This window comes from Streptomyces sp. NPDC087263 (genome assembly GCF_044744645.1).
Classification (GTDB): domain Bacteria; phylum Actinomycetota; class Actinomycetes; order Streptomycetales; family Streptomycetaceae; genus Streptomyces.
Genome location: NZ_JBIUYT010000006.1, coordinates 53,507 through 79,066, shown reverse-complemented (window position 1 = coordinate 79,066; position 25,560 = coordinate 53,507). Strand labels below are relative to the sequence as shown.

Genomic DNA, 25,560 nt, shown 5'->3' with positions numbered 1-25,560 from the left:
GCGGTGCTCAGGCGCCGGTCGCGACGAGCTCGTCTGCCGGGCCGTTCACCGGCTGGGGAGTGCCCGTGAGGTCGAGGACGAAGAGGGGGACGCCGAGGGTGTCGGCGCGGGCGCGGGCGTCGTCCGCGAAGCCGGCGAGGGAGAAGTACACGCATCCCGCGGACTCCGTCATCGCCGTCAGCCACAGGCACTCCACGTCACGCAGCGAGGCGGGCCGGACCGTGGGGTCCACCTGGGCCAGGATCCCGCGGGCGGCAAGGCCGATCCCCGACGGGGGCCGTTGGTCCGCCCGCCTGATGTCCCGGTAGCCGAGCCAGCGCAGGTACAGCGCGGTGGCCGTGACGGCGTCCCGGGCGGTCCGGATGGTGACCGGCCGGAACGCGGGGCGGAGCGCGGGCGAGGTGTCCTCGGGGGTGGGCGGCGGGCTGTCGGCCGGATGGGCCCGGGGGCTCGGGACGGTCTGCGGGCGGGTGTCCTCGTCCGTGTCGCGGCTCGCCTCGGCGACGGCGCCGGGTGTGTGCTGCGCGCGGCGTATCCCTCGTACCGGAATCCGCAGCTCTGTACCGCAGGAGCACCCCAGCTCGGGAGCGGGCCACTGGTCCTCGCGGCCGCAGGCCTCGCAACGGACCGTGACCCAGTCCTCGTCCCAGGTGCGGTAGGTGACGGCCGCCGGTTCCGCGAGGCGGTCGAGCGGCGGTGTGACGGGGGCGCCGCACACGCAGGGATAGGACAGCGCCGCGTACAGATGCTCGCGGCGGCAGGCCGGGCACCGCACCGGCACGCTCTCGGCCATGGCCCACTCCAGGACGTCGTCACGTCGTCACGTCGGGACAGCCTGTCCATAGTCCTCCAGCGAGGGGGCCTCCGACAGGGAAACGGTCCGACAGCCTCCGGCGGCACTCTTGACGCCTCTCGGCGCTCCACCTACATTGCTTCCAGATAGTAGAAGTTAGTTTCCGCAATACGGAATTCGGACAGGGAAGCCGCTGCGGAACCGCAAACGGAATCACCAGCTCTCCGCGGGCGCGACGGGAGCGAGAAACCGACAGCCGAAGCAGGAGTACTCCATGGCTCGTATGACCGCTGCCCGCGCGGCAGTCGAGATCCTCAAGCGCGAGGGCGTCAGCAACGCGTTCGGCGTCCCGGGCGCGGCGATCAACCCCTTCTACGCGGCCCTCAAGGCCGCCGGCGGGGTCAACCACACCCTCGCCCGCCATGTCGAGGGTGCCTCGCACATGGCGGAGGGCTACACCCGGACGCACCCGGGCAACATCGGCGTCTGCATCGGCACCTCGGGACCGGCGGGCACCGACATGATCACCGGGCTTTACTCCGCCACCGGCGACTCGATCCCGATCCTCTGCATCACCGGCCAGGCGCCGACCTCCGTGATCCACAAAGAGGACTTCCAGGCCGTCGACATCGCCTCCATCGCCAAGCCGGTGACCAAGATGGCGATCACCGTGCTTGAGCCGGCCCAGGTCCCCGGCGTCTTCCAGCAGGCCTTCCACCTCATGCGCTCGGGGCGTCCGGGCCCGGTCCTCATCGACCTGCCCATCGACGTCCAGCTCGCCGAGATCGAGTTCGACCCGGAGACCTACGAGCCGCTCCAGGCGTACAAGCCCGCCGCCACCCGCGCCCAGATCGAGAAGGCGATCGGACTGCTCAACGAGTCCGAGCGGCCGCTGATCGTCGCCGGCGGCGGTGTCATCAACGCCGACGCCTCCGAACTCCTCGTCGAGTTCGCCGAGTTGACGGGTATTCCGGTCGTCCCGACCCTCATGGGCTGGGGCATCCTCCCCGACGACCACGACCTGAACGCCGGCATGGTGGGCCTCCAGACCTCGCACCGCTACGGCAACGCGACCTTCCTGGAGTCCGACTTCGTCCTCGGTATCGGCAACCGCTGGGCCAACCGGCACACCGGCAAGCTGGACGTCTACACCGCGGGCCGCAAGTTCGTGCACGTCGACATCGAGCCCACCCAGATCGGCAAGATCTTCGCCCCGGACTACGGCATCGCCTCCGACGCCAAGGCCGCGCTGAAGCTGTTCGTCGAGGTCGCGCGCGAGCTGAAGGACGAGGGAAGGCTCCCGGACCGCAGCGAGTGGGCCGCCTCCGCGCAGGAGAAGCGGGCAACTCTCCAGCGCCGTACGCACTTCGACAACATCCCGATCAAGCCGCAGCGCGTCTACGAGGAGATGAACAAGGCCTTCGGCCCGGAGACCCGGTACGTCACCACCATCGGGCTCTCGCAGATCGCCGGCGCCCAGATGCTGCACGTCTACCGGCCGCGTCACTGGATCAACTGCGGCCAGGCGGGCCCGCTCGGCTGGACCATCCCGGCCGCGCTCGGCGTCGCCAAGGCCGACCCGGAGGCCCAGGTCGTCGCGCTCTCCGGCGACTACGACTTCCAGTTCATGATCGAGGAACTGGCCGTCGGCGCCCAGCACAAGATCCCGTACGTCCATGTCCTGGTGAACAACGCCTACTTGGGCCTCATCCGGCAGGCGCAGATCGGCCTGGACATCAACTTCCAGGTCAACCTGGAGTTCGAGAACATCAACTCGCCCGAGCTGGGCGTCTACGGCGTCGACCACGTCAAGGTCGTCGAAGGGCTCGGCTGCAAGGCGATCCGCGTCACCGACCCTAGTGAACTGGGCGCCGCCTTCGAACAGGCCAAGAAGCTCGCCGCCGAGTTCCAGGTCCCCGTCGTCGTCGAGGCGATCCTGGAGCGCATCACCAACATCGCGATGAGCAAGACGAACGACATCAGCAACGTCGTCGAGTTCGAGGAGATCGCGACCGAACCGGGCCATGCGCCCACCTCGATCAGGACGTTGAAGGTCTGACCCGCGGGACACGGCAGGCCATACGTCCGGCAAGGGGCGGCTCACTGGGAGGAGAGCCGCCCCTTCGTCGTGCGAGGCGTGCGAGCCGTCCGAGGGTCCAAGTTGTGCGAGTCGTCCAAGCTGTCCGAGGCGTCCGAGAGGTCCAAGTCGTCCGAGGCGTGCGAGCCGTCTAAAAGGCCGCTCCGGCTGCCCCGAACCCACCGCCGTCCGAACCCTGCGACGACCGCTCCTGCTCGGCCGCCCCGCCGCGCCCCAACAGCCCGGCGTCACGGGCGAAGCGCGGTGACAGCGCGGTCAGTGCCTCGTCGTCGTAGAGCGCGACCGCGAGCAGCACGTCGTCCTTCGAGAGGCCCTCCCGTCCGGCGGGCAGGGGCAGTTGGGCACGAAGATCGTCGAGAGTGTGTCGGGCGGTCCGTGTCCGGGCGCGCGGGAAACTGCGCAGCAGCCCTGCCGCGATCAGCTCGGCGCGCAGGTCCTCCAGCGACGTCCGTATCCGCGGCTGCTTCAACAGGTCCCGTACCCCCGCCGGCCGGGAATAGAGGGAAATGTGCACCGCCTTCTCCAGAGGATGACCCGCAAGCTGCGCAGCCACCCCCGAGGTCCGCATCGTGCCCGCCCGTGCGGAGTTCGCGGCGCCCTCCAGGTGCAGGGCGAGTGCGGCGACCTTCACGGCGGCGAGTGGTCCGCCGCGCAGCAGTGCGACGGCGTGTGGCCCAAGCTGAATCAACGCGCTGTCCATGGTGTCCCCCCGAGGACGAGGCCCGCCGCCCCCGTGTCGGCGGGCCCCGTGTGCTGAGAATGTGCCCCTGCCCGGGGGGAGTTGAAGCCCCCGGGGCCGTGTTCAGAGGTTGATTTGAGGGTTCCGTACCCCGCGTACGCCTGCTGGTGTACCCACCAGGGAGCCGGGCTCACGGCTCGGTGTGCTCCGACAGCCCCGGCCACTCGTCGGGGCCGCCGCCCTGCCAGTCGATGATGTCGCTCTCCTCGACCTCGATGGCGTCGAGGTCGACGTCCGCCCGGCGCAGGATGTCGACGACGTCATCGAGGTGGTAGGCGACACCGAGCGTCTCGTCCCCCGCGGTGACCCGCCGGGACCCGTCAAGACCTGGGGTGTGCACGACGATCCTGGGATGGTTCATGACCCCAGGCTGCTGCGCGTCGGCCCGATCCGCACCCCGGGTACACGACAAAGCGCCGGATACGGGGTGCCCCGTACCCGGCGCTCTGGGCCGGTGATCTGCGAAGTTGTGCCGTCCGAGGGTGCGAGGCCGGGCGCGCCAGAACATTCGCGCCGCCGGACGGAGTCGGTGAGCGTGCCATAGGGACGTGCCGCACGGCCGGGTGCCGCTGAGCGTGCCGTACGACTCGGTGTGGATCGTGCCGTGCGGCTGGGACCGCGGCGGGTGCGATGGAGCCGGGGCCGCCTTCCCTCAGGTCGAGAAGGGGGCCCCGGGACCTTTACCACCGCACTGGCTCGCACGCCGCCGCGGTCCTCGGCCTGCCCGCCGCCGACCGTGTGACCACCCCTGATCCGGGTCCACGGCCGTGGCGGGCGTGCGCCCCGGATCAGACCTCCCGTCGGATCCCGGACGCAGCCATTGAGTTGAGCGCCGGATAGGGCGTCAACGGTTCATTGAAGTCCAGAGTGTGAATCCGGGCCACGGTGGCGCATGGGCGCGACAGGACAGGTGTCAGCGCCGCCGTGGCCCGGAAGTCTTGAAGACGTCGGCCTGGGCTCAGAGTTGCGCGCCGGAGAGGCGCTCCACGCCCCGCAGCAGGGCCGAGTGGTCCAGGCCCCCGTCGCCCTGCGTGCGCAGGCTGGCGACGAGCTGCGCCACCACGGCGCCGACCGGAAGAGCCGCGCCGACGTTGCGGGCGGCGTCCGTCACGATGCCCATGTCCTTGTGGTGCAGGTCGATGCGGAAGCCCGGCTTGAAGTCGCGGTTGAGGAAGTTGTCCTTCTTCCGCGTCAGCACGGTCGAACCCGCGAGGCCGCCGTTGAGGACGTCGAGGGCGGCCTTCAGGTCCACGCCCGACTTCTCCAGGAAGACCACGGCCTCGGCGCACGCCTGGATGTTCACGGCGACGATCAGCTGGTTGGCGGCCTTCACGGTCTGGCCCGAGCCGTGCCGACCGCACAGCACGATGGTCCTGCCGAGGGCCTCGAAGATCGGCTCGGCCTCGTCGAAGTCGGCCTGCTCGCCGCCGACCATGATGGACAGAACGGCCTCGACCGCACCGGCCTCACCGCCGGACACGGGCGCGTCGAGTACCCGGATGCCCTTCGCCCCGGCCGCCTTCGCCAGGTCCACGGAGGTCTGCGGGGTGATGGAGGACATGTCGATCAGGAGTGCGCCGGACCGCGCGTTCTCCAGGATGCCGTCGGGGCCGTACGCGATGGCCTCGACGTGCGGGGACGCGGGCACCATGGTGATCACCACGTCGGCGTCCCGTACGGCCTCGGCGATCGAGCCCGCCGCCGTGCCGCCGGCGCCGGCCAGCCGCTTCAGCTTGTCCTGCTCCAGGGTGAAGCCGGTGACGTCGTATCCGGCCTTGATCAGGTTCTCGGACATGGGGGAGCCCATGATGCCGAGACCGACCCATGCGACCTTGGGGAGATTGCTGCTCATGAGGGTGCCTCTCTGACTGCTGTGATACGTCGGTGAGTTGCCGCTCAGCGGGCGGCTCGGGCCGCTGCGGGCAGCCACGCGAAGGACTCGGCGCTCGGCCGGTCGCCCGGCTTGTACTCCAGGCCGACCCAGCCCTCGTAACCGGCCTTGCCCAACTGGTCGAGGAGGTCCTCCAGCGGGAGGGCGCCGGTGCCGGGCGCGCCGCGGCCCGGGTTGTCGGCGATCTGCACATGGCCGGTCTTGGCGGCGTACTGCTCGATGACCGACGGCAGGTCCTCGCCGTTCATGGACAGGTGATAGAGGTCCATGAGGAACTTGGCGTTGTCGAGCCCGGTGGCCTCGTTGACCTTGTCGACGATCTCGATGGCTGCCGGGGCGCTCACCAGCGGGTAGAGCGGCGACTCGGGCTTGTTGAGGGCCTCGACCAGCAGGATCGCACCGATGCGGTTGGCCGCGCGGGCGGCCAGTACCAGGTTCTCCAGGGCGAGTTCGTCCTGCTCGGCCGGGTCCACGCCCTCGACACGGTTGCCGTACAGGGCGTTGAGCGCCCGGCATCCGAGGGACTCGGCGAAGTCCGCGGCCACGTCGATGTTGGCGTGGAACCGCACCGACTCCTCGCCGGGGATCGACAGGGCGCCGCGGTCCGGGCCCGGTAGTTGTCCGGCGTAGAAGTTCAGGCCCGTGAGCTGGACGCCCGCGTCCTCGATCGCCTGCTTGAGGGCGTCGAGTTCGGACTGCTCGGGGGTGGGGGAGTCGACCCAGGGCCACCACAGCTCGACCGCCGTGAAGCCCGCCGCGGCCGCGGCCGCGGGGCGCTCCAGGAGCGGGAGTTCCGTGAAGAGGATCGACAGGTTGACGTTGAAGCGCTGGTCTGCGAATCCCATGGGGGTCGGCGCTCCCTTCCTTATCAGCGGGTCGGGTGTACTGGTGATTCTGGGCTGATTCCGTATTGCGGAAGTTCGTTTCTGCTTAATGGAAGATTGCCGCCGTGTGTCGGGGGTTGTCAAGAGGGGGCTGCCGGAAAATCGACACCGGGCAGTAGGTTGAGCGCGTGCGATTGAGAGTGGAGTTCACGACCGAGCCCTTCGACCTCGACGAGGCGCCGCCGCACGCGCTGGTCGCCCGTGAGGTCATCGAGGCCGCCGAACTGGACGCCGTGGATGTCGGCCCGTTCGGCAACACCGCGGAGGGTGGTGCGGACGCGGTCCTCGGCGCGGTCGACGCGCTGCTGCGCAAGACCTTGGCGGCGGGCGCCACCCGGGTCTCGTTGCAGGTGAACGTCGTCGGCACCGCCGAGGAGGGCGATAAGTGACCGGTTTCGGGGACGACCCTTTCGTCTCGGCCGTCAAGCCGCTCGTCGACGCCATGGGGGGCGAGATGCTGCCGGTGGACCAGGCGGGCGCCGATGACGTCGTGCTGTCCTGGGAGGGCGCGGACGTCGTCGCCGTACGCCTGCCCCAGCTCGCCGACTCCCTCGACCACATCCTGGCCGCCCTGGAGCGCAAGCGGGGCAGGCCGCTGGCCGACCTCGACCGCAAGGCCAAGCAGGAGGTCGTACGGATACTGGAGGCGCGCGGCGCCTTCTCCGTGCGGCACGGCGTGGAGACGGTGGCGAGCGCCCTCGGGGTGAGCCGCTTCACCGTCTACAACTATCTGAACCGGGAGAAGGACTCCTGACCTGGGGATATGTCGTAGGCCTCGCTGAAGGCCTGCCGGTTGTGACCCGCCGCCGTCCGGACGATCCGGGCGGCGGCTTTTGTTACCCGAAGTTTTCAACAAAGTGTTGACGTGAAGTTTCCGAGGGCGTTAGCTAGCCGCAGCCCGTCCAGCAACAAGGCCACGGAGGCTCCCGTGACTTCGAGTTCCTCGACACCGGGCCTCGCCCGGTTCAACGCCCTGGAGGAGCATGCGGCAGCCGCCGCCCTCCACGAGGCGTGCGCCTCATCCACATGGGGGAGCGGTCTGCTCGCCCGCCGCCCCTTCGCAAGCCTCACCGACCTCCTCGCCGCCAGCGACGCCGCCATGGCCGACCTGAGCACCGCGGACCTGGCGGAGGCGATGGCCGGGCATCCGCCGATCGGCCGGCCCAAGCCGGGGGACCCGACCTCCTCCCGGGAGCAGCGCGGCATGGCCGGCGCCTCCGAGGAGCTCAAGGAGGAGATGCTCGAACTGAACCTGGCCTACCAGGAGCGGTTCGGCCACGTCTTCCTGATCTGCGCCACCGGCAGGACCGGCGAGCAGATGCGCGACGCGGTCAAGGAACGGATCGGCAACGCGCCGGGGCAGGAGCGCGAGATCGTCCGCGCCGAGCTCGGCAAGATCAACCGCATCCGTCTGGCCAATCTCGTACAGCAGGAAGATGACGTATGAGCACCGACAGCACAGCCTCCGTGTCCACGCACATCCTGGACACCAGCGTCGGGCGCCCCGCCGGGGGTGTCGCGGTTCAGCTCGCGGCCCGCTCCGGGCGTGACGCGGACTGGCAGGCACTCGGCGGCTCCGCGACCGACGCGGACGGCCGGTGCAAGGACCTTCCGGCGCTGCCGCAGGGGACGACCCATGTACGGCTCGACTTCGCGGTCGAGGAGTACCAAGAGAAGAAGCAAGCCGATGCGCAGCAGGACGCCCCCGCGAATCGGGACAGCGGTGCGACCGGAGTGTTCTTCCCCGAGGTGACCATCACCTTCGCCGTCAGGCCGGGCGAGCACTACCACGTACCGCTGCTGCTCAACCCGTTCGGCTACTCCGTTTACCGAGGGAGCTAGCAGACATGACCGACAACGCCCGTCCTGCCCGTCCTGTGATCCTGGGGCAGAACCAGTACGGCAAGGCCGAGAACCGCGTCGTGAAGATCACGCGGGACGGCGACACCCATCACATCAAGGACCTGAACGTGTCGGTCGCGCTGAGCGGCGACATGGAGGAGGTCCACTACTCGGGCTCCAACGCGAACGTCCTTCCGACGGACACCACCAAGAACACGGTGTACGCCTTCGCCAAGGAGCACGGCATCGAGTCCGCCGAGCAGTTCGGCATCCACCTCGCCCGGCACTTCGTGACGAGCCAGGAGCCGATCAGGACGGCGCGCATCCGGATCGAGGAGTATTCCTGGGAGCGCATCGAGACCTCGGACGCCGACTCGAAGTTCATCGGCGCCGACGAGGCCAAGCACTCCTTCGTGCGCAAGGGCCAGGAGACCCGGGTCACCCAGATCACCTATGACGGCTCGTCATGGGAGGTCGTCTCGGGGCTGAAGGACCTCGTCGTGATGAACACGACCAACTCCGAGTTCTGGGGCTACGTCAAGGATAAGTACACGACGCTGCCCGAGGCCTACGACCGCATCCTGGCCACCCAGGTCGCCGCCCGCTGGCGCTTCAACTGGTCGGCCGACGACCAGCAGATGCCCAACTGGGAGAAGTCCTACGACCAGGTCAGGAAGCACATGCTCCAGGCCTTCGCGGAGACGTACTCGCTCTCCCTCCAGCAGACCCTGTACCAAATGGGCTCGCGGATCATCGACAACCGCAGCGAGATCGACGAGGTCCGCTTCTCGCTCCCGAACAAGCATCACTTCCTGGTGGATCTGAAGCCGTTCGGCCTTGAGAACGACAATGAGGTCTACTTCGCGGCGGACCGCCCGTACGGGCTCATCGAGGCCACCGTCCTCCGCGACGGCGTCGAGCCGCGGATCCCGGTGGACCTCACCAATCTCTGACCCCTGCCCGGTGCCCCCGTCCGGCCGGCCGGGGGCACCCCCTCCTTCGGCACCCGTGGCCTCCCCGCCGCGGTACTCAAACCTCCTAGGGTCCTGCCGTGCCCACCTCCGAGAACGAAGAAGGACGCACCATGGCAGCATCGGCGGAAGTCCAGCGGATCGTCATCGAGAACTGTGCGATCGCGACGGTGGACGCGGGTGACACCGAGTACACGTCGGGCCACGTCGTCGTCGCGGACAACCTCATCGAGTCCCTCGGTGCGGGCAGGGCCCCGCAGGGCCTGGAGAACGTCGTACGCCGCATCGACGGCACCGGGCACCTGGTGACCCCGGGCCTGGTCAACAGCCACCACCACTTCTACCAGTGGATCACCCGGGGTCTGGCCACCGACCACAACCTCTTCAACTGGCTCGTCGCGCTCTACCCGACCTGGGCGCGCATCGACGAGCGGATGACGTACGCGGCCGCGCAGGGCTCCCTCGCCATGATGGCCCGCGGCGGCGTCACCACCGCCATGGACCACCACTACGTCTTCCCGAAGGGGTCCGGCGACCTGTCCGGCGCGATCATCCGGGCCGCGCGGGAGACGGGCGTCCGCTTCACCCTGGCCCGCGGCTCGATGGACCGCAGCGAGAAGGACGGCGGGCTGCCGCCGGACTTCGCCGTCGAGACGCTGGAAGGGGCGCTCGCCGCGACCGAGGCGACGGTCGACGAGCACCACGACACCTCCTTCGGCGCGATGACGCAGGTGGCCGTCGCGCCCTGCTCACCGTTCTCCGTGTCCACCGAACTGATGCGGCAGGGCGCCGAGTTGGCCCGCCGCAAGGGCGTACGGCTGCACACGCACGGCTCGGAGACCGTGGAGGAGGAGCAGTTCTGCAAGGAACTGTTCGGCATGGGCCCGACCGAGTACTTCGAGTCGACGGGTTGGCTCGGCGAGGACGTGTGGATGGCGCACTGCGTCCACATGAACGACTCCGACATCGCCGCCTTCGCCCGTACGAAGACGGGTGTGGCCCACTGCCCATCCTCCAACGCCCGTCTGGCGGCCGGGATCGCGCGCGTTCCCGACATGCTCGCGGCCGGCGTCCCGGTCGGCCTCGGTGTCGACGGCACCGCGTCGAACGAGTCCGGCGAACTCCACACCGAATTGCGCAACGCGCTCCTCATCAACCGCCTCGGCGCACACCGCGAGGCCGCCCTCAACGCCCGTCAGGCGCTGCGCCTGGGCACCTTCGGTGGCGCCCAAGTCCTGGGCAGGGCTGCGGAGATCGGCTCCCTGGAGCCGGGCAAGCTCGCCGACCTCGTGCTGTGGAAGCTGGACACCCTGGCCCACGCCTCGATCGCCGATCCGGTGACCGCGCTGGTCTTCGGCGCGGCGGCCCCGGTCACCCTCTCCCTGGTCAACGGCCGGCCGGTCGTCGAGGACAGCCGGCTCCTGCACGTCGACGAGGACGCCATCGCCCGCTCCACACGGGACCAGGCACAGCGCCTCGCGCGCATCGCCGCGCAGGCCTGACGTTTCGGCTCGACGCACACCGCCGTACAGGCCCGAACAACCGAAGATCTCCGGCCGAGGGGGACGGCCCCCGGCCGGTAGCCGTGGACCCGAGCGGGGTCCATGGCGGCCGTGTCCGGGGCGTGCATGGATGTGCGCGCCCCGGAGCGGTCTCCGTTCGCTCAGGCGGTCTCCGTTCCTCCCGAACGATGTCTGTCACCCCCGCCCGCGAACGGTCTCCGTCCCGGTCCCGCACGACCGCGCATCACCTCCCTGAACCCCGCGTCAACGCCGACGTGTAACCGACCGGAGGAGCCGCCGTGGCCGCCCAGCAGCCCGAGCCCAGCACCGACGCACAACCAACTGGCCAGCAGAAGCACCCGGTTGACGAGAAACTCCCGCCCCTGAAGATGGCGACCAGTGGCCTCCAGCACGTCGCCGCCATGTACGCCGGAGTCGTCGCGCCGCCCCTGATCGTCGGTGCCGCCGTCGGTCTGAGCGCCACCGAACTGACCTTCCTCACCGGCGCCTGTCTGTTCACGGCGGGCCTCGCCACCTTCCTCCAGACGATCGGCTTCTGGAAGATCGGCGCCAGGCTGCCGTTCGTCAACGGCGTCACCTTCGCGGGTGTCGCCCCGATGACCGCGGTCGTCGCCTCCACCAAGGACAAGAGCGATGCACTGCCCGTCATCTTCGGCGCGGTCATCGTCGCGGGCGTCCTCGGTTTCATGGCCGCACCCTTCTTCAGCAAGGCGGTCCGCTTCTTCCCGCCCGTCGTCACCGGCACCGTCATCACACTCATCGGCGTCTCGCTGCTGCCGGTCGCCTTCGGCTGGGCGCAGGGGCCCAACCCCGGGGCGGACGACTACGGTTCGACGACCTATCTGGGCCTGGCCGCCGCCACGCTCCTCATCGTGCTGCTGCTGCGCCGCTTCACCCGCGGCTTCGTCAAGCAGATCGCCGTACTGCTCGGCCTCGTCATCGGCACGCTCGTCGCGATCCCCTTCGGCGTCACGGACTTCGGACCGGTGGCCGACGCGGACGTCGTCGGCTTCCCGACGCCGTTCCACTTCGGCGCACCGCAGTTCCAGATCGCCGCGATCCTCTCGATGATCGTGGTCATGGTGGTCTCGATGACCGAATCGACCGCGGACATGCTGGCGTTGGGCGAGATCGTCGAGCGCCCGGCCGACGAGCGGACCATCGCGGCCGGCCTGCGCGCCGACACCCTCGGCTCGGCGCTCAGCCCGCTCTTCAACGGCTTCATGTGCAGCGCCTTCGCGCAGAACATCGGCCTGGTCGCGATGACCAGGATCCGCAGCCGGTACGTCGTCGCCACCGGCGGCGGTTTCCTCGTGCTGATGGGCCTGTGCCCGATGGCCGCGTCGCTGATCGCCGTCGTACCCCGTCCCGTTCTCGGCGGCGCGGGCGTCGTCCTCTTCGGCTCGGTCGCGGCCAGCGGCATCCAGACCCTCGTACGAGCGGGCCTGGAGAAGGACAACAACGTCCTGATCGTCGCCGTGTCACTGGCCGTCGGCATCATCCCGATCACCGCGCCGGAGTTCTACCACGCCTTCCCGGAGACGGCGAAGATCGTCCTGGACTCGGGGATCTCGACGGGGTGCGTGGCCGCCGTGCTCCTCAACCTCGTCTTCAACCACCTCGGCAAGGGGCAGGACGCGGACGACGTGACCCATCCCATGGAGGCGGGCGACGATCTCAAGGCGGTCCCGGCCCACTGACGCCCCGGGCATACGGAGGGCGCGGCACCCAGGGGTGTCGCGCCCTCCGCCGTACGTTTGCTCAGGCCGTCGCACCTTTGGTCAGGCCGTCGTACGTTCGCTCAGGCCGTCGTACCTTTGGTCAAGCCGACGTACCTTCGGTCGGATCAGCCGATGTGGAAGCTGTCGCCGTACACCTTCCAGTCCAGCGGCGGATTCAGGCTCAGGTTCCGCTTCTGGACGAAGACCCGCTGCGCGGTGTCGACCCGGCTGGTGTCCGAGTGCGCCTCTTCCTGCTTCATCGCCCAGACGCGGGCGTCGAGGAACGCGTTCAGGTACGTCACCTCGTCGCCACCCTGGGCCGGCGGCCTGGCCTTCGCCAGGGCACGCCGCCGGATGCTGCCGAAGCTGGTGCTGTCGCCGCCGTTGCCGTGCATCACGATGGCGTCGTAGTAGGTGAACTGGCCCAGGACGCCGATCCCGTCGGCCTTGCCCTGCTGTACGGACGGGTTGAAGTAGACGCGGTCGCGCTCGTCGTTCTGGGCCTGCTGGAACGCCGAGTCCTGGGCCGCCCTGGCCCAGTCGCCGCGGAACCCGGGGTCCAGGCCCTGGTGCGAGTCGGTGCCGTCCACGTTGCGCAGGGCGGGCAGGTACTTGGCCAGTACGTTGCCGGGCTTGCGCTGTGCGTACAGCTCCACGAGGTCGAGCATGTCGCCGGTGCCGGAGCAGAAGCCGATGATCCCGGCCGTGTAGCCGCGCCCGTCACCGATGTCCTCGATGTACTTGTACTGCGCCTTCCAGTCCAGCGAGGAGTTCTCCGCGCTGGACACCAGCTTCATGGCGATCTCCTTCTTCGCCGGGTCGTCCAGGCCGACCGCCGCCGCGCTCGCGGACTGGGTCGCGATGACAGGACCTGCCACCAGTGAAGCTCCGATCAGGGCGAGCAGGGTGCGGCGTGACGTGCGTATGTGGGGGGTGTGCACGGTACCTCCGTTGGGGAGAGTGACGCTTCCACGTACTGTTAGGAAAGTTTCCTACCAGAGATTGCGGTTGACGTATACCCGTCAGGAAGGGATGGGATGTTCCATGGCCGTACGGCGCCGGGCGGCCGTATCCGGGTTTCAGGCGCGGCGGTAGGCCTGGCAGGGCTGGGGCCCGGGGAGGCGGCCGGTGAAGAACGACGTGGGCGGAACGCCCATCAGCGTGCGGAAGTCGGCGGTCATGTGTGACTGGTCGTAGTAGCCGGTGGCGATGGCCAGTTGGGCCCAGGGGGTGTCCGGCGCGCTGCGCGCGTGCGTGAGGATGTGGCGTACGCGGGTGATGCGGGCGTAGTGCTTGGGGGAGACGCCGATGCCGTCCGCGAAGAGATTGCGCAGCTGGCGTTCGCTGACGGCGAGACTCGTCGCCAATTCCCCCACAGCCACGGGTAGATGGCCCACGTCCGTCGACATCGCCGCGAGCGCCGCGCGCAGCAGTCGCGTACGTGACGGGTCGGCCGGGGCGAGTCGTTCGGGCAGGGCCTCCGCCAGGTGGGGGACCACCTGTGCGGGCTCCAACGGAAAGAGTTCGTCGGCCAGTTGGCGAGCATGGTCGCCGGGGAAATCTCGCAGTGGTATGACCCGGCCGACAAGATCGACCGCCGGTACGCCGAGCAACTGGCGGGCCGCGCCAGGTCCGAGGCGCAGCTGCACACACGAGGCAAGCCGCTTGCTCGCATGGTAGGAGGCACGGGTGCGCGGTCCGACGACCAGGACATCGCGGCGGCCGTTCTCCTCGACCCGCACCACCATCTTCGTTGCGGCGTCCGGAACATGGGTGAACGGTTCGTGCAACTCGCCCTCGACGGACGTGAAAGCAGCGCCGACGAACCAGGGACGCAGCACCCCGGGCAGCGCCAGGCGCTCCTCGGCGAGACCGCTCGCGCCCGGCCTTGTCTCATACGGGGTGGTCACCCCTCCACGGTAGACGCGCCGGGGCCTTCGCCGGGCCCGGGAACCGTGCCGGAATCTCCTAGCGGCCGACCGCACCGGCTCGACACGGTGGAGGACATGATTCTAGTGACCGGTGCCACGGGCACCATCGGCAGTGAACTTCTGCGGCAGCTCGCGGCGCGCGGCGAGAAGGCCCGCGCGCTGACCCGGGATCCCGCCCGCGCCCAGGTGCCCGCCGGCATCGAGGTGGTGCGCGGCGACTACCACGAGCCCGCGTCCGTCGAGGCCGCCATGTCCGGGGTGTCCGCCTTCTTCTCCGTGGGCGTCCTCGGCCCCGGCGACGCGGACGCCGACGCGTACCTGGTCGCGGCGGCGCGGGCGGCGGGCGTACGGCGGGTCGTGAAGCTCTCCTCCATCGGTACGGGCGACCCTGCCCTGGGCAACTGGCATGTCGGCGGTGAACAGGCGGTCCAGGCCAGCGAGTTGGAGTGGACCGTGCTGCGCCCCTCGTCGTTCGCCTCCAACACGCTGAGGTGGGCGGAGGCGATCCACTCCGGCAGCCCGGTGCCCAACATGACCGGGACGGGCGCGCAGGGTGTCATCGATCCGCGTGACGTGTCCGAGGTCGCGGCCGAGACCTTGCTCGCGCCGGGGCACTCAGGCCGCACGTACACCCTGACCGGACCCGAGCTCCTCACCACGTCCGACCAGGCCGCCACCCTCGCCGAGGTCCTCGGCCGCCCGGTCACCACCGTCGACGTACCCCCGGACGTGCTCCGCGCGCAGTTCCTTGAGGCCGGAATGCCCGAGACCCGCGCCGAAGGCGTCCTGGCGGGTACGGTGTACGTCCGCAAAGGCGGGAACGCGGTGCTGACCGAGGACGTACGCCGGGTACTGGGCCGTGAGCCGCGTACCTACGACCGGTGGGCGCGCGATCACCGGGAGGCGTTCGCGCGGGGCTGAGGCTCGGCCTGGGGTGTCTCCTCCTCCACCGTGCCCGCGAAGGAGGAGGCACGCCCCGGCCTCAGCAGCACCGCCGCCAGTACCAGCGCGGTCGCGGTGATCCCCATGGCGACCGTGAACGCCAGCCGGTAGCCGTCCGCCGTCGCCGCGACCAGTTGCCCACCCTCGCCGAGCAGCCGTTCCGTACGGCTCGCCGCCAGGGTCGTGAGGACCGCCAGACCCAGTGAACCGCCCACCACCTGGGTGGTGTTGAAGAGCCCGGAGGCCAGTCCCGCGTCCTCCTCGCGGGCGCCCGACATGGCGAGTCCCGTGACCGCGGGCATCGCGGCGGCGAAGCCGGCGGCGAGGAGGAGCAGCGGAGGCAGCACGTCGGCCAGGTACTTGCCGTCGGCCGGTGCCCGGCTGAGCAGCGCCATACCCGCCGTGATGAGGACGAGCCCGACCAGCAGTACCCGGTACGGGCCGAAGCGGGCGATCGTGCGCGCCGACAGGCTCAGCATCAGCACCCCGATCGCGATCGGCGCGGGCAGGAACGCCGTGCCGGTGAGCAACTCGCTGTAGCCCAGGACGCGTTGCAGATAGAGCGCGCCGATGAACTGGAAGCCGAACATCCCCGCGATCATCAGGATCTGGACGCCGTTCGCACCCGTCAGGGCGCGGGAGCGGAAGAGCCGCAGCCGCAGCAGTGGGCGAGCTGCCCGTGCCTGCCGCAGGGTGAAGCCGGTGAAGAGGACCAGCGACACGGCGGCGAGGGCGAGGGTGGCGCCCAGCGTGCGGTCGCCTGCGCCGATGATCGCGTACACGGTCAGCATCAGTGCGCCTGTGACCAGTGCGGCTCCGGGATAGTCGGCGCCCTTGCCGAGGCCGACTCCCTGATCGGGGGCGAGGATGCGGAGCGCCGCGAGCAATGCCGCCGCCCCGATCGGCAGGTTGATCAGGAAGATCCAGTGCCAGCCGACCGCCTGCGTCAGCGCCCCGCCGAGGAAGGTGCCGAGCGCTCCGCCCCCCGCGCCGACCGCGCTGAACACCGCGATGGCGCGGGCCTGTTCGCGCGGCTCGGCGAACAGGGCGACCAGCATGCCAAGGACGACCGCCGAGGTCATCGCCCCGCCGACACCCTGCAAGGCGCGGGCCGCGACCAGCATGCCCTGGCCGGTGGAGACCCCGCACAGGACGGACGCCGCGGTGAACACGGCGAGCCCGGAGACGAACATCCGCTTGCGGCCCACCAGATCCCCGAGCCGCCCCACGAGCAGCAGCAGCCCGCCGAAGGGAATCAGATACGCGTTCACGACCCAGGCGAGGCCCGGGCCCGAGAAGCCGAGGTCGCTCTGGATCGCGGGCATCGCGACCGTGACGATGTTCCCGTCCAGGACGGTCATCAGCGTGCCCGCGCACAGCACGACCAGGGAGGCCCAGCGGGAGTAGGTTCGTGGTGCCGGTGGCACGGTGTGGGACTGCATGGCGATGACCTCGACGTTCTCCATAGGTGCACGACTTGTAACGGGGTACATCGTGAGTGACCATGGAGACCGGCATAAGGAGGCACTTCGATGTCCCAGAGGAACACCGGTGTTACCCCGCAGGCAGTGCACGCGCAGGCCTGCCCCGTCCGCGAGGTTCTTGACAGGGTCGCCGGAAAATGGAGCGTGCTGATCATCGTCGCCGCCGCGCACGGGCCGATCCGGTTCACCGAACTGGAGCGCAGCGTGGAGGGCATCAGCCGCCGCATGCTCTCCCTCACGCTGCGCAACCTGGAGCGCGACGGACTGGTCACGCGCACCGTCCATGCCACGGTGCCACCGAAGGTGGAGTACGAACTCACCCCGGTGGCCCATGAGTTGTACGAGACGCTGCTGTCCCTCACCGACTGGGCCGAGCGGCACCGCGGCACGATCGCCGAGTCGCGCGCGGCCTACGACGTCCAGCACCGGCCGGAGCTGCTGGACGTGTAGGCCGCGTTCTTGCGGTGTCGCACGGTTCGGGTCTTGCGGTACCACACGGTTCGGGTCTCAGGGCGTCGCGAGGTTCGCGTCTTGCGGTGTCGCGAGGTCCGGGTTCCGACGGCGTCGGGAGGTCCGCTTCTCAGGGCGTCGCGAGTGCCTCCGTCGGGGACAGGCGCGATGCCCGGATCGCCGGGTAGAGCCCGGCCAGGCCGCCGATCACCAGGGTGGCCGCGATGCCACCGGCCAGCGCCCAGGGCGGTACGACGGTCGGCCAGCCCTGGTAGAGGGCGTACCCGGCGGTGACGGTCAGGCCCAGCAGGGCACCCGCCGCACCGCCGAGGGCGGACAGCAGCAGGGACTCCGCCAGGAACTGCGTACGGATTTGCCGCCGCGTAGCGCCCAGCGAGCGGCGCAGCCCGATCTCCGCCCGGCGCTCAAGGACCGAGATGACCATCGTGTTCGCCACCCCCACCCCGCCGACGAGCAGGGCCACCGCGCCAAGGCCGAGCAGCAGCCCGGTGAACGCCTCGCCCGCGGCCTGCTTGGCGGCCAGCGCGTCCGAGGGCCGGGAGACCTGGACCTCGCTCGGTGCCTCGGGGTTGGCGGTGGCGCCCAGGACCTCGCGGACCGTCGTCACGGAGGTGTCGGCGGAGCGGGTGTAGACCGTGGTGGCATGCCCGTCGAACCCCAGCTCCGACTCGGCCACCGGCCAGCCGACCAGCGTCGCCGTGTTCAACTCCGGTGTCAGTTGGGATAGTTGGAGAATCCCGACCACCGTGAACCAGCTGCCGCCGACCCGCACCTGCGTGTCCGGGCTCGCCTTCCCGATCCCGAGCCGCTGGGCGGCCGTCGCACCGAGCACCGCCGCCGGATACCTGCCCGTTCCCCCGTTCAGCCAGGTCCCGCTCGCCAACTCGGCGCCGATCGTGGCCCGTAGAGATGTGCGTGCCGCGTACACCGCGATGCCGTTCGTCTGTGCCTCGGGGATCCGGTCGCTGCGGTAGACCTTCGCGTCCTCCGCCCTGCCGACCGCCGACACGGACTCCACACCGTCAATGCGGGACACCATGTCCTCCGCGGTGGAGGGGAGTTCGGACTCCCCGCCGGTCAGGGTGGAGCCCGGTGACACCGTGAGCAGATTGGTGCCGAGGGCCGCGAGCGCACGGTCGAGATCGGCGCGGGACGAGGACGAGATGCCGACGACGGCAACCATCGCCGCGATACCGATCGCGATGCCGAGCGCCGAGAGGAAGGCCCGCAGCGGCCGGGTGCGCAGGCCGACGGCGCCGACTCTGACGACATCGCCCGGGCCGAGGTGGGCGGGGCGCAGGAGATCCGTGGTCATCGGACCACCTCCGGCGCCCGGTCCCGTACGTCCTGCTCCGTCGTGTCCTCGACCACCCGGCCGTCCCGCATCCGCACCCGCCGTGGCAGCGAGTCGGCGATCTCCCGGTCATGGGTGATGATCACGACCGTGGTGCCGGTGCCGTGCAGTTCGCGCAGCAGCCGCATCACACCCAGGCCCGACACGGAGTCCAGCGCCCCCGTCGGCTCGTCGGCGAGCAGCAGCGGAGGGTCCCCGGCGACCGCGCGGGCCACGGCGACCCGCTGACGCTCACCGCCGGACAACTCCTGCGGCTCGTGGTGCATACGGTGCCCCAGGCCCACCCGCTGCAGCGCCTGCGCCGCGCGACGGCGGCGCTCGGCCGGCCGCAGCCCGGAGTAGAGCAGACCGTCGGCCACGTTCTCCAACGCCGTTGTCCCGCCCGCCAGATGGAACCGCTGGAAGACGAAGCCGATCCGGCGCGCCCGCAGCGCCGAAAGCCGCGCGTCCGACAGTGCGCCCGCGTCGTACCCCTCGACCCGCACACTGCCCGAGGAGGGCCGGTCGAGTGTGCCGAGCATGTGCAGCATGGTCGACTTCCCGGAGCCCGACGGGCCCACGATGGCGACGAGTTCACCGCGCGCGATCGTCAGGGACACCCCGGCCAGCGCGGTGACACCGCCCGGATAGACCTTGGTGACATCGGTCAGCGAGATCATGCGGGCATCCCCACCTTCGTACCCTCGGCGATGCCCTCGCCGGTGATCTCCACCCGCCCGTTCGCGAACAGCCCCGTCTCGACAGCCACGTACGCCGTGGTCGACCCCTGTACGACCTCGACGCCGAAACCGCCCTCCGGAAGCACCATGAGCGCGGCGATCGGAACGGTGAGGACGTTTTTGCGCTCGCCCGCGGTGAAGAAGACGTCGACGGCGGCCAGTACGTAGGACGCGGCCGCTTTCTGCGCCTTGGCGCCGTCCAACGCGACGGTCACTCTCACCTTGGTCGTCGGGTCCTGCTGCCCGCCGTCGCCGGGATCGATCTCGGTGACGACGTCCTTGATCCGCCCCTCGACGCTCGTACCGTCCGGCAGCCCGACGGCGACCTTCGTGCCCTTCTTCGCCAACCGGCGGTCGGCGGTGTCGAGTTCGAGCGTGACGACCTGGGCGGTGCCGGTGTACGACAGCACCTTCTGGCCCGGACCCGTGGCGGCGCCCTCCTCAACCTCCACGGCGTCCACCCGCACGGCGGCCGGCGCGAACACCACCCGGCCCAGCTCGACGGCCCCGGTCTCGTCCAGGCCCCGGTCCTCCTGCCACTCCTTCACCGCGTCGGCGGTCGCGTCGGTGTACTCGTCGTCGACCGTGAAGCCCGAGTAGCCGAGCGCGTCGAGGTTCCGCTCCAACGCCTCGACGTCCGCGCCCTCGACGCCGGGCAACAGATCGCGGTACGCGGGAGTTCCGCCGTACATGAGGGTCACGGGTTTGTCGTCGACCTCGTACAGGGTCCTGCCCCGGGTGATCTTCTCGCCGGCGTCCGGGAGTTCGGTGACGGTGCCGGGGACACGGCCGGTCGCGGTGGTCGCCGTCCCGTAGCCGAGTTCGCCGTCCTCGGACTGGCTGTCCTTGAGGGTCTGGCGGGTCACATCGGCGGTGGCCGGGGGGAGTTGCGTGGCGGACGCGGCGCCGGACCCGTCGCGTCCGGCCAGACCGAGACCGGCGGCCGCCGCTCCGCCGACCGCGGCGATGACACCTACGGCGATGACGGCATTGCGGCGGCGGCGCTTGTGGCGCCGGCGACGATTCGGCTCGGCCGGTTCCGAGGGAGAGGAGCGGGATTCGGGTTCTATGGTCTCGGACCGGGATTCGGGTTCTGCGATCTCGGGCAGGGGTTCGAAATGCGCCTGCGTGGACGGGACTTCGGGCCGCGACCGGTCGCTCGGCGTTTCGGATGGTGTGCGTTCGGGAGAGGTGTCGTCGGGCACAACTGCCGCCTCACTCATCGCCGGCCTTGTCGTTGGACGGACCTTCGCCGCCGTCAGGGGCGTACTTGTCGCACGTCTTCTGGGCCTTCGCGAAGTCAGGGTCCTCGGCGACGTCCTGATTGATCTGAAGGCCCGCGCTGCCGGGTTCCGGGTCGGGGAAGTCCTCCACCCCGTTGTCGCGCATGCACTGGGCGAGCTTGCGCACCCGCTCCTCCGCCTCGGGGTCGGCACTCGCGTCCCCGTTCTGCACGGGGTCGTACTTGCGGCAGGCCTCCATCGCCGCATCGACCTCACCCTTGGGCAGCTGACCGGTGATCCGGAGTCCCTTGCCGGGCTCCGGGTCCTCCACGTCCACGCCGTGCTCACGCAGACACTGCGCGAACTTCACCCCTTGGTCCTCCTGCGCGTTCTTGCTCGCTGCCACATCCGCCTCCACCGTGTCGCCGCCGGCACCACATCCCGAAAGGGACAGGGCAAGCGCCAGGGCGAGTGCCGGCGGTAGGGCGGCGAGTGTGCCGCGGGTCCGTTTCCGCATCGCGTCGTCTCCTCGTGTCGGGACCGGAGGAGTTCTCCGGCCAACTCGTCAGGAGGGAACAGGACCGGCTGTTTCTCCAGCGTTTCCACGGCACTTGAGTGTCTGGGGTGCGGCCTGTCGACGATCACTAACAGAAAGGAAACACAGCTCCCGGCACCCTTGCTGTGCGGAGCACTCCGCTCAGAGAGAGGTGTGACCGGATGCGGGTACTCGTGGTCGAGGACGAACCGATGCTCGCCGACGCGATCGCGGAGTGGCTGCGGGGCCATGCCCACGCGGTCGACACCGCGTACGACGGAGCGGCGGCGCTGGAACGGGCGACGGTCGTCGACTACGACGTGATCGTCCTCGACCGCGATCTGCCGCTCGTGCACGGCGACGACGTGTGCCGGGAACTGGTCGCCTCCGAGTCGAGCGCGCGGGTGCTGATGCTCACGGCGGCCGCCGAGGTCACCGACCGGGTCTTCGGCCTCGGCCTGGGCGCCGACGACTACCTCGTCAAACCCTTCGCCTTCCCCGAACTCACCGCCCGTGTACTGGCGTTGGGACGGAGATCGCGGCCCGCCGCGCCTCCTGTACTGCGTCGCGCGGGGCTCACCCTGGACCCGGCCCGGGGTGAGGTGTTCCGGGGCAGCCGTTACGTCCCCCTGTCGAAGAAGGAGTTCGCCGTGCTGGCCGAACTGCTGCGCGCCGAGGGGGCCGCGGTCTCCGCCGAGCAGCTCCTGGAGAAGGCGTGGGACGAGCACGCCGACCCGTTCACCGGGGCTGTTCGTCTCGCGGTGCTCAAGCTGCGCCGCAAGCTCGGGGACCCGGCCGTCGTGGAGACCGTCACCGGCGTCGGGTACCGGATCCTGTGAGCGACTCCGTGAGACACCCGGTGAGCGGGGCCGAGCCGCGGCCGACGATACGGTCCCGGTGGCCCCGCCGATTGCTTCCGCGCAGGATCACCCTGCGCGCCCGCCTCACCATGATCTACGGCGGCCTCTTCTTCGCGGGTGGTGTGGTCCTGCTCGGTGTCACCTATGCCCTGCTCACCCAGCAGCTCGACCGCTCGGGGCAGAAGGTCATCTCCGAGTCGCGGGCGGGCGCGGGAACGCCCTCCGCACAGCCGTCCGGTGAACCGCACGGTGAGCGGACACTGATCTCCGGCGGGGGTACGACGCCTCCGCGGGACTTCGACGACCTCGAACGATGGATGGGCGCCGAGAGCGACCGGCTCCGGGACGTCGCCACCAACTCACTGCTCACCCAAGGAGGGTTCGCGCTGCTCGTCGTCGGCGGCGTCGCGGCCGGGTTCGGCTGGCTGATCGCGGGGCGCGTGCTGGCCCCGCTGTACCGGGTCACGGACACGGCGCACCGTATCGCCAGCTCGCCCGCCGCCGACCGGGGCCTGCATGAGCGCATCGCGCTGCGCGGCCCCGACGACGAGGTCAAGGATCTCGCCGACACCTTCGACACCATGGTCGAGCGGCTCGACCGCTCCTTCGACGGCCAACGTCGCTTCGTCGCCAACGCCTCCCACGAACTGCGCACCCCGCTGACGCTGGGCCGCGCGCTCGTCGAGGTGGCCATGCACCGCAAGACGGCCTCCGAGGACGTCCGGCAACTCGGCGAGAACCTGCTGGAGATCAACACCCGGCACGAGCGGCTGATCACCGGCCTGCTGCTGCTCGCCCGCTCGGAGAACGAGATCGCCGAACGGCTGCCCGTCGACCTCGCCGACGTGGTGACCCATGTGACGGACCAGATCATGGGGGAGGCGGGGCGCGCCGGAGTCACCGTTCAGGAGAAGGCGGAAGAGGCGCTCGTCCTCGGCGACGCGCTGCTCCTCGAACGCCTCGTCCACAACCTGGTCGAGAACGGCGTCCGGCACAACACCGGCGACGGGGGCTGGGTCCAGGTGGTCAGCCGCACGAACGACGAGGGCCGGGTGGAGGTGGAGGTCACCAACTCCGGTCCCGCCGTGCCGCCGTACGAACTCCCCGCCCTCTTCGAGCCGTTCCGCCGTCTCGGCGTCGACCGCGTGGTCACCTCGAAGGGCGCCGGCCTCGGCCTGTCCATCGTCCGCTCCATCGCCCGCGCCCACCTCGGAGAAGCCCTGGCCCGCCCGCGCGAGGACGGCGGACTGACGGTGACGGTGACACTGCCGGAGTGCCCGCAGGACGCGCACCCGTGATACCCGTGACACCGGCGCGACGGCTGTCACCGCAGCAGGGCCGTGACGTCGGCGGCGGCGGCCTTCAGCGCAGGATCGTGACACCCGCGGCGGCCTTCAGGGCAAGGCTGTGACGTTGGCGGCGGCGGGCTTCAGGGCAAGCCGTGACACCCGCGCGGCGGGCTTCAGCGCACGGTCATGACACCGGCGCGACGGCCTTCAGCGCAGCAGGGCCGTGATGCCGGCGATGGCGGGCTTCAGCGCAGGGTCATGAGACCCGCGTGGCGGCCTTCAGGGCAAGCCGTGACACCCGCGCGGTGGGCTTCAGCGCACGGCTGTGACGCCGGAGCGGCGGCTTTGAGGGCAAGTGACCGCACAGATGCGATGGCCGTGAGGGCAAGGCCGGGCGGGTCAGAGGCCGAACCTCTGCGGGTCGGTTGTCAGCGCCCGGAAGTACTCCCGCGGGTCCGCGACCAGCCTGCGCTCCTTGAGGTCCAGCAGCCCGCCGACGCTGGTGAGTTCGGCGGACACGGTGCCGTCCGTCCTGCGTATCGTCTGCTCAAGCCGGAAGGTCTTCCCTTCGCCCCAGACGAAGCCGCACGTCACCTCGACCTCGTCGCCCGCGCGCAGCTCCCGCAGATAGCGGATGTTCGTCTCCAGGACCACCGGGCCCACGCCCTTGCCCATCAGTTCCGTCTGGCTGATCCCGGCCGCGTGCAGTATCGACCAGCGGGCGTGTTCGGCGTACTGCAGGTAGACGCTCTGGTTGAGGTGTCCCTGTACGTCGGTCTCGTACCCGCGGACGGTCACTGGGACGGAAAACTGCTCTGCCACGACTTCCCCTTCAACGACGGTCAGGTCTGATCCAATCGGTCCAACTCCCTTCTACAGCAAGCCATTCCACCTTCGTCACACACGCCGGGGCGAAGCCAGCACATACCGCACACCGGTGCGCGGCTCCGTGTGCTCGCCGACCTGCCACCCCGCCTTCTCCAGCGTGGCCGCGCAGGCACGCAACGCCCCGGGGTCCGGCTCGCGCACGGCAACCGCCTCCGGCTGCGGTGTCGCGCGCACCCGATAACCGGCGCTCGGGGCATCCGCGTCGGCGGGTCGGTGGCCCGCCGCCTCCAGGGCGAGCGCCGCGGCCTGCACCAGATGCGTCCGCTCCCACCCGCATGGACGGTCCGTGGATCCGTCCGGATTGGTCATCCGGCGCAACTCCAGCAGCCCCTGCCAGGCGCTGTGCACCTCACGTACGCGGGCGGGCCCGGTGTCGGCCGCCGGTTCGCCGCCGATCCGCGCGGCGAACACCCCCGAGCCGGTGGACGTGGGCGTCTCGGTGACCATGGCCGGTTCGGGCTCGGGAACCTCACGTATGCGGTGCCCGGCAGGCGTCAGGAAGTGATCGCGCGGCGGCCTTGGATGCCGGAAGGCGAGCCCGCGCTTCACCAGTGCGGCGAGCTGCGTCTCCGTACCCCTCAGCCGCCCGGTCTCGGGGTCGGCGGCGTCGATGACACGCCGCTGTGCGGCGGTCGGCGGTCGTGTCACGGCGCGCTCCCTCCAGGGCCGGTCAGTGCTCCTCGGGCCCCTGTCCCGACGGGGAGAGCGGCTCATGAGAACAGTACGAGCCGGGTCTGACATTCCAGCCGGCCACCACATGCCGCCGGTGCTCCGTGCTCAACCGGCTCATCGTCCCGGTGCCGAGCTGGAACAGCGCGCCGTCCCCGGCGGGCAGCCCCAGCCGCCGCGCGGTCAGCACCCGCAGAAAGTGCCCGTGCGACACGACCACCACAGTGCCCTCCGCCTCGGAGAGCGCCGCGTCGATCTTCGCCAGCATCCGCTCCGCGCGCGCCCCGACCTCCTCCGGACTCTCTCCGGGGTGCTCGGGCGGTCCGGGCGTGACCCCGTCCGTGAACAGGAACCAGTCGGGTCTGCTCCGGTGGATCTCGACGGTCGTGACCCCCTCGTACCCGCCGTAGTCCCACTCGGACAGGTCCGCGTCCACCCGCGCCCCGCCGATCCCGGCCAGCCGTGCCGTCTCCTGCGCCCGCTGCATCGGGCTGACGAACGCCGCCGCGATGTGGTGGCGGGCGATCAGCGGAGCGAGCCTGCGCGCCTGCTCCCGCCCGTTCTCGGTGAGCGGGACATCGGTCGACCCCGTGTGCCGCCCGGACAACGACCACTCGGTCTCACCGTGCCGTACGAGGAGAAGGTCGCCCATGGCCGAAACCCTTTCTGTCCCTTCGCGCGCAACTGTCCTTCGTACGGTGACACCGGCCGGCGGCGCTCGCAGCACCGGCTG

General features: G+C 70.2%; 26 protein-coding genes and 1 pseudogene. 12 read left to right on the top strand and 15 right to left on the bottom strand.

The annotated features are described in order from the left end of the window. Positions 1 to 7 precede the first annotated feature (7 nt). Entirely contained in the window at positions 8 to 793 is a 786-nt protein-coding gene (locus tag ACIPC1_RS20695) for a hypothetical protein (RefSeq protein ID WP_402518914.1), read from the bottom strand. 274 nt (positions 794 to 1,067) lie between these two features. Here ACIPC1_RS20695 and gcl point away from each other — a divergent pair, with 274 nt between their 5' ends. Continuing rightward, the gene (gene gcl, locus ACIPC1_RS20690) at positions 1,068 to 2,852 is read left to right on the top strand and encodes a glyoxylate carboligase (RefSeq protein WP_402518913.1); all 1,785 of its coding nucleotides are present in this window, start codon (positions 1,068 to 1,070) and stop codon (positions 2,850 to 2,852) included. A gap of 169 nt (positions 2,853 to 3,021) precedes the next feature. Here the strand turns inward: gcl and ACIPC1_RS20685 are convergent. The 4 genes and pseudogenes from ACIPC1_RS20685 to ACIPC1_RS20670 form a co-directional block, all read right to left on the bottom strand. Further along, positions 3,022 to 3,624 (bottom strand): annotated as a pseudogene (locus tag ACIPC1_RS20685) (TIGR04222 domain-containing membrane protein); the annotation flags it as partial. 136 nt (positions 3,625 to 3,760) lie between these two features. Then, positions 3,761 to 3,991: a hypothetical protein gene (locus ACIPC1_RS20680; protein WP_402518911.1), complete on the bottom strand. Its 231-nt coding sequence runs from the start codon at positions 3,989 to 3,991 to the stop codon at positions 3,761 to 3,763. A gap of 597 nt (positions 3,992 to 4,588) precedes the next feature. Then, positions 4,589 to 5,482, bottom strand: a complete 894-nt coding sequence (locus ACIPC1_RS20675) for a 2-hydroxy-3-oxopropionate reductase (RefSeq protein ID WP_402518909.1) — start codon at positions 5,480 to 5,482, stop codon at positions 4,589 to 4,591. 44 nt (positions 5,483 to 5,526) lie between these two features. Further along, on the bottom strand, positions 5,527 to 6,366 hold the full coding sequence (locus tag ACIPC1_RS20670) for a TIM barrel protein (protein WP_402518907.1): 840 nt from the start codon (positions 6,364 to 6,366) through the stop codon (positions 5,527 to 5,529). A 167-nt stretch (positions 6,367 to 6,533) separates the two neighbouring features. Between ACIPC1_RS20670 and ACIPC1_RS20665 the strand changes: the two genes are divergently transcribed. The 7 genes from ACIPC1_RS20665 (at position 6,534) to ACIPC1_RS20635 (ending at position 12,441) form a co-directional block, all read left to right on the top strand. After that, on the top strand, positions 6,534 to 6,794 hold the full coding sequence (locus ACIPC1_RS20665) for a hypothetical protein (RefSeq protein ID WP_402518906.1): 261 nt from the start codon (positions 6,534 to 6,536) through the stop codon (positions 6,792 to 6,794). Beyond that, positions 6,791 to 7,159, top strand: a complete 369-nt coding sequence (locus ACIPC1_RS20660) for a helix-turn-helix domain-containing protein (RefSeq protein ID WP_384383214.1) — start codon at positions 6,791 to 6,793, stop codon at positions 7,157 to 7,159. Before ACIPC1_RS20665 ends, ACIPC1_RS20660 begins: the two co-directional genes overlap by 4 nt. A gap of 174 nt (positions 7,160 to 7,333) precedes the next feature. Next, positions 7,334 to 7,852: a 2-oxo-4-hydroxy-4-carboxy-5-ureidoimidazoline decarboxylase gene (gene uraD, locus ACIPC1_RS20655; protein WP_402518905.1), complete on the top strand. Its 519-nt coding sequence runs from the start codon at positions 7,334 to 7,336 to the stop codon at positions 7,850 to 7,852. Beyond that, complete coding sequence (gene uraH / locus ACIPC1_RS20650; RefSeq protein ID WP_402518903.1) at positions 7,849 to 8,247, top strand: hydroxyisourate hydrolase; 399 nt, start codon at positions 7,849 to 7,851, stop codon at positions 8,245 to 8,247. The genes uraD and uraH overlap by 4 nt, the downstream gene beginning before the upstream one ends. A 5-nt stretch (positions 8,248 to 8,252) precedes the next feature. After that, on the top strand, positions 8,253 to 9,200 hold the full coding sequence (pucL, locus tag ACIPC1_RS20645) for a factor-independent urate hydroxylase (RefSeq protein ID WP_402518901.1): 948 nt from the start codon (positions 8,253 to 8,255) through the stop codon (positions 9,198 to 9,200). A gap of 131 nt (positions 9,201 to 9,331) precedes the next feature. Continuing rightward, positions 9,332 to 10,720, top strand: coding sequence for an 8-oxoguanine deaminase (locus ACIPC1_RS20640; protein ID WP_402518899.1), 1,389 nt, complete (start codon positions 9,332 to 9,334; stop codon positions 10,718 to 10,720). A gap of 389 nt (positions 10,721 to 11,109) precedes the next feature. Next, positions 11,110 to 12,441, top strand: a complete 1,332-nt coding sequence (locus ACIPC1_RS20635; RefSeq protein WP_402519517.1) for a nucleobase:cation symporter-2 family protein — start codon at positions 11,110 to 11,112, stop codon at positions 12,439 to 12,441. 146 nt (positions 12,442 to 12,587) lie between these two features. Here the strand turns inward: ACIPC1_RS20635 and ACIPC1_RS20630 are convergent, their stop codons facing one another. Both ACIPC1_RS20630 and ACIPC1_RS20625 read right to left on the bottom strand, forming a co-directional pair. Further along, positions 12,588 to 13,403 carry a chitosanase gene (locus ACIPC1_RS20630; protein ID WP_402518898.1) on the bottom strand — a complete coding sequence of 272 codons (816 nt, stop codon included), beginning with the start codon at positions 13,401 to 13,403 and terminating at the stop codon, positions 12,588 to 12,590. A 138-nt stretch (positions 13,404 to 13,541) separates the two neighbouring features. After that, complete coding sequence (locus ACIPC1_RS20625; RefSeq protein WP_402518897.1) at positions 13,542 to 14,372, bottom strand: helix-turn-helix domain-containing protein; 831 nt, start codon at positions 14,370 to 14,372, stop codon at positions 13,542 to 13,544. A 96-nt stretch (positions 14,373 to 14,468) separates the two neighbouring features. Between ACIPC1_RS20625 and ACIPC1_RS20620 the strand changes: the two genes are divergently transcribed. Then, positions 14,469 to 15,314 (top strand): NAD(P)H-binding protein, encoded by an 846-nt coding sequence (locus tag ACIPC1_RS20620; protein WP_402518895.1) that lies wholly within the window; start codon positions 14,469 to 14,471, stop codon positions 15,312 to 15,314. On the opposite strand, the gene ACIPC1_RS20615 is transcribed toward ACIPC1_RS20620, so the two are convergent. After that, positions 15,287 to 16,801 carry an MFS transporter gene (locus tag ACIPC1_RS20615; RefSeq protein ID WP_402518893.1) on the bottom strand — a complete coding sequence of 505 codons (1,515 nt, stop codon included), beginning with the start codon at positions 16,799 to 16,801 and terminating at the stop codon, positions 15,287 to 15,289. The two genes, ACIPC1_RS20620 and ACIPC1_RS20615, sit on opposite strands and share 28 nt — an antisense overlap. A 66-nt stretch (positions 16,802 to 16,867) precedes the next feature. Here ACIPC1_RS20615 and ACIPC1_RS20610 point away from each other — a divergent pair, with 66 nt between their 5' ends. After that, positions 16,868 to 17,269: a winged helix-turn-helix transcriptional regulator gene (locus ACIPC1_RS20610; protein WP_402518892.1), complete on the top strand. Its 402-nt coding sequence runs from the start codon at positions 16,868 to 16,870 to the stop codon at positions 17,267 to 17,269. 130 nt (positions 17,270 to 17,399) lie between these two features. Here the strand turns inward: ACIPC1_RS20610 and ACIPC1_RS20605 are convergent, their stop codons facing one another. Genes ACIPC1_RS20605 through ACIPC1_RS20590 form a run of 4 tightly spaced genes read right to left on the bottom strand, consistent with a single transcriptional unit; the run spans position 17,400 to position 21,103 of the window. Then, positions 17,400 to 18,605 carry an ABC transporter permease gene (locus ACIPC1_RS20605; protein WP_402518890.1) on the bottom strand — a complete coding sequence of 402 codons (1,206 nt, stop codon included), beginning with the start codon at positions 18,603 to 18,605 and terminating at the stop codon, positions 17,400 to 17,402. After that, positions 18,602 to 19,303 carry an ABC transporter ATP-binding protein gene (locus tag ACIPC1_RS20600; RefSeq protein WP_402518889.1) on the bottom strand — a complete coding sequence of 234 codons (702 nt, stop codon included), beginning with the start codon at positions 19,301 to 19,303 and terminating at the stop codon, positions 18,602 to 18,604. Before ACIPC1_RS20600 ends, ACIPC1_RS20605 begins: the two co-directional genes overlap by 4 nt. Continuing rightward, the gene (locus tag ACIPC1_RS20595) at positions 19,300 to 20,586 is read right to left on the bottom strand and encodes an efflux RND transporter periplasmic adaptor subunit (RefSeq protein WP_402518887.1); all 1,287 of its coding nucleotides are present in this window, start codon (positions 20,584 to 20,586) and stop codon (positions 19,300 to 19,302) included. Before ACIPC1_RS20595 ends, ACIPC1_RS20600 begins: the two co-directional genes overlap by 4 nt. After that, positions 20,579 to 21,103, bottom strand: a complete 525-nt coding sequence (locus tag ACIPC1_RS20590) for a hypothetical protein (RefSeq protein ID WP_402518886.1) — start codon at positions 21,101 to 21,103, stop codon at positions 20,579 to 20,581. Before ACIPC1_RS20590 ends, ACIPC1_RS20595 begins: the two co-directional genes overlap by 8 nt. Before the next feature lie 200 nt (positions 21,104 to 21,303). Between ACIPC1_RS20590 and ACIPC1_RS20585 the strand changes: the two genes are divergently transcribed. Together ACIPC1_RS20585 and ACIPC1_RS20580 are read left to right on the top strand one after the other, a co-directional pair. Next, positions 21,304 to 21,960: a response regulator transcription factor gene (locus ACIPC1_RS20585; RefSeq protein WP_384383242.1), complete on the top strand. Its 657-nt coding sequence runs from the start codon at positions 21,304 to 21,306 to the stop codon at positions 21,958 to 21,960. 110 nt (positions 21,961 to 22,070) lie between these two features. Further along, positions 22,071 to 23,279: a sensor histidine kinase gene (locus ACIPC1_RS20580; protein ID WP_402519514.1), complete on the top strand. Its 1,209-nt coding sequence runs from the start codon at positions 22,071 to 22,073 to the stop codon at positions 23,277 to 23,279. Positions 23,280 to 23,669: 390 nt separating this feature from the next. Here the strand turns inward: ACIPC1_RS20580 and ACIPC1_RS20575 are convergent, their stop codons facing one another. From ACIPC1_RS20575 to ACIPC1_RS20565, 3 genes are all read right to left on the bottom strand, one after another. Continuing rightward, positions 23,670 to 24,092, bottom strand: a complete 423-nt coding sequence (locus ACIPC1_RS20575; protein WP_402518884.1) for an acyl-CoA thioesterase — start codon at positions 24,090 to 24,092, stop codon at positions 23,670 to 23,672. A 75-nt stretch (positions 24,093 to 24,167) separates the two neighbouring features. Then, positions 24,168 to 24,806 carry a hypothetical protein gene (locus ACIPC1_RS20570; RefSeq protein WP_402518882.1) on the bottom strand — a complete coding sequence of 213 codons (639 nt, stop codon included), beginning with the start codon at positions 24,804 to 24,806 and terminating at the stop codon, positions 24,168 to 24,170. A 22-nt stretch (positions 24,807 to 24,828) separates the two neighbouring features. Beyond that, a complete protein-coding gene (locus ACIPC1_RS20565) occupies positions 24,829 to 25,479 on the bottom strand; it encodes a histidine phosphatase family protein (protein ID WP_402518880.1) in 651 nt (216 codons plus the stop codon). Positions 25,480 to 25,560 lie beyond the last annotated feature (81 nt).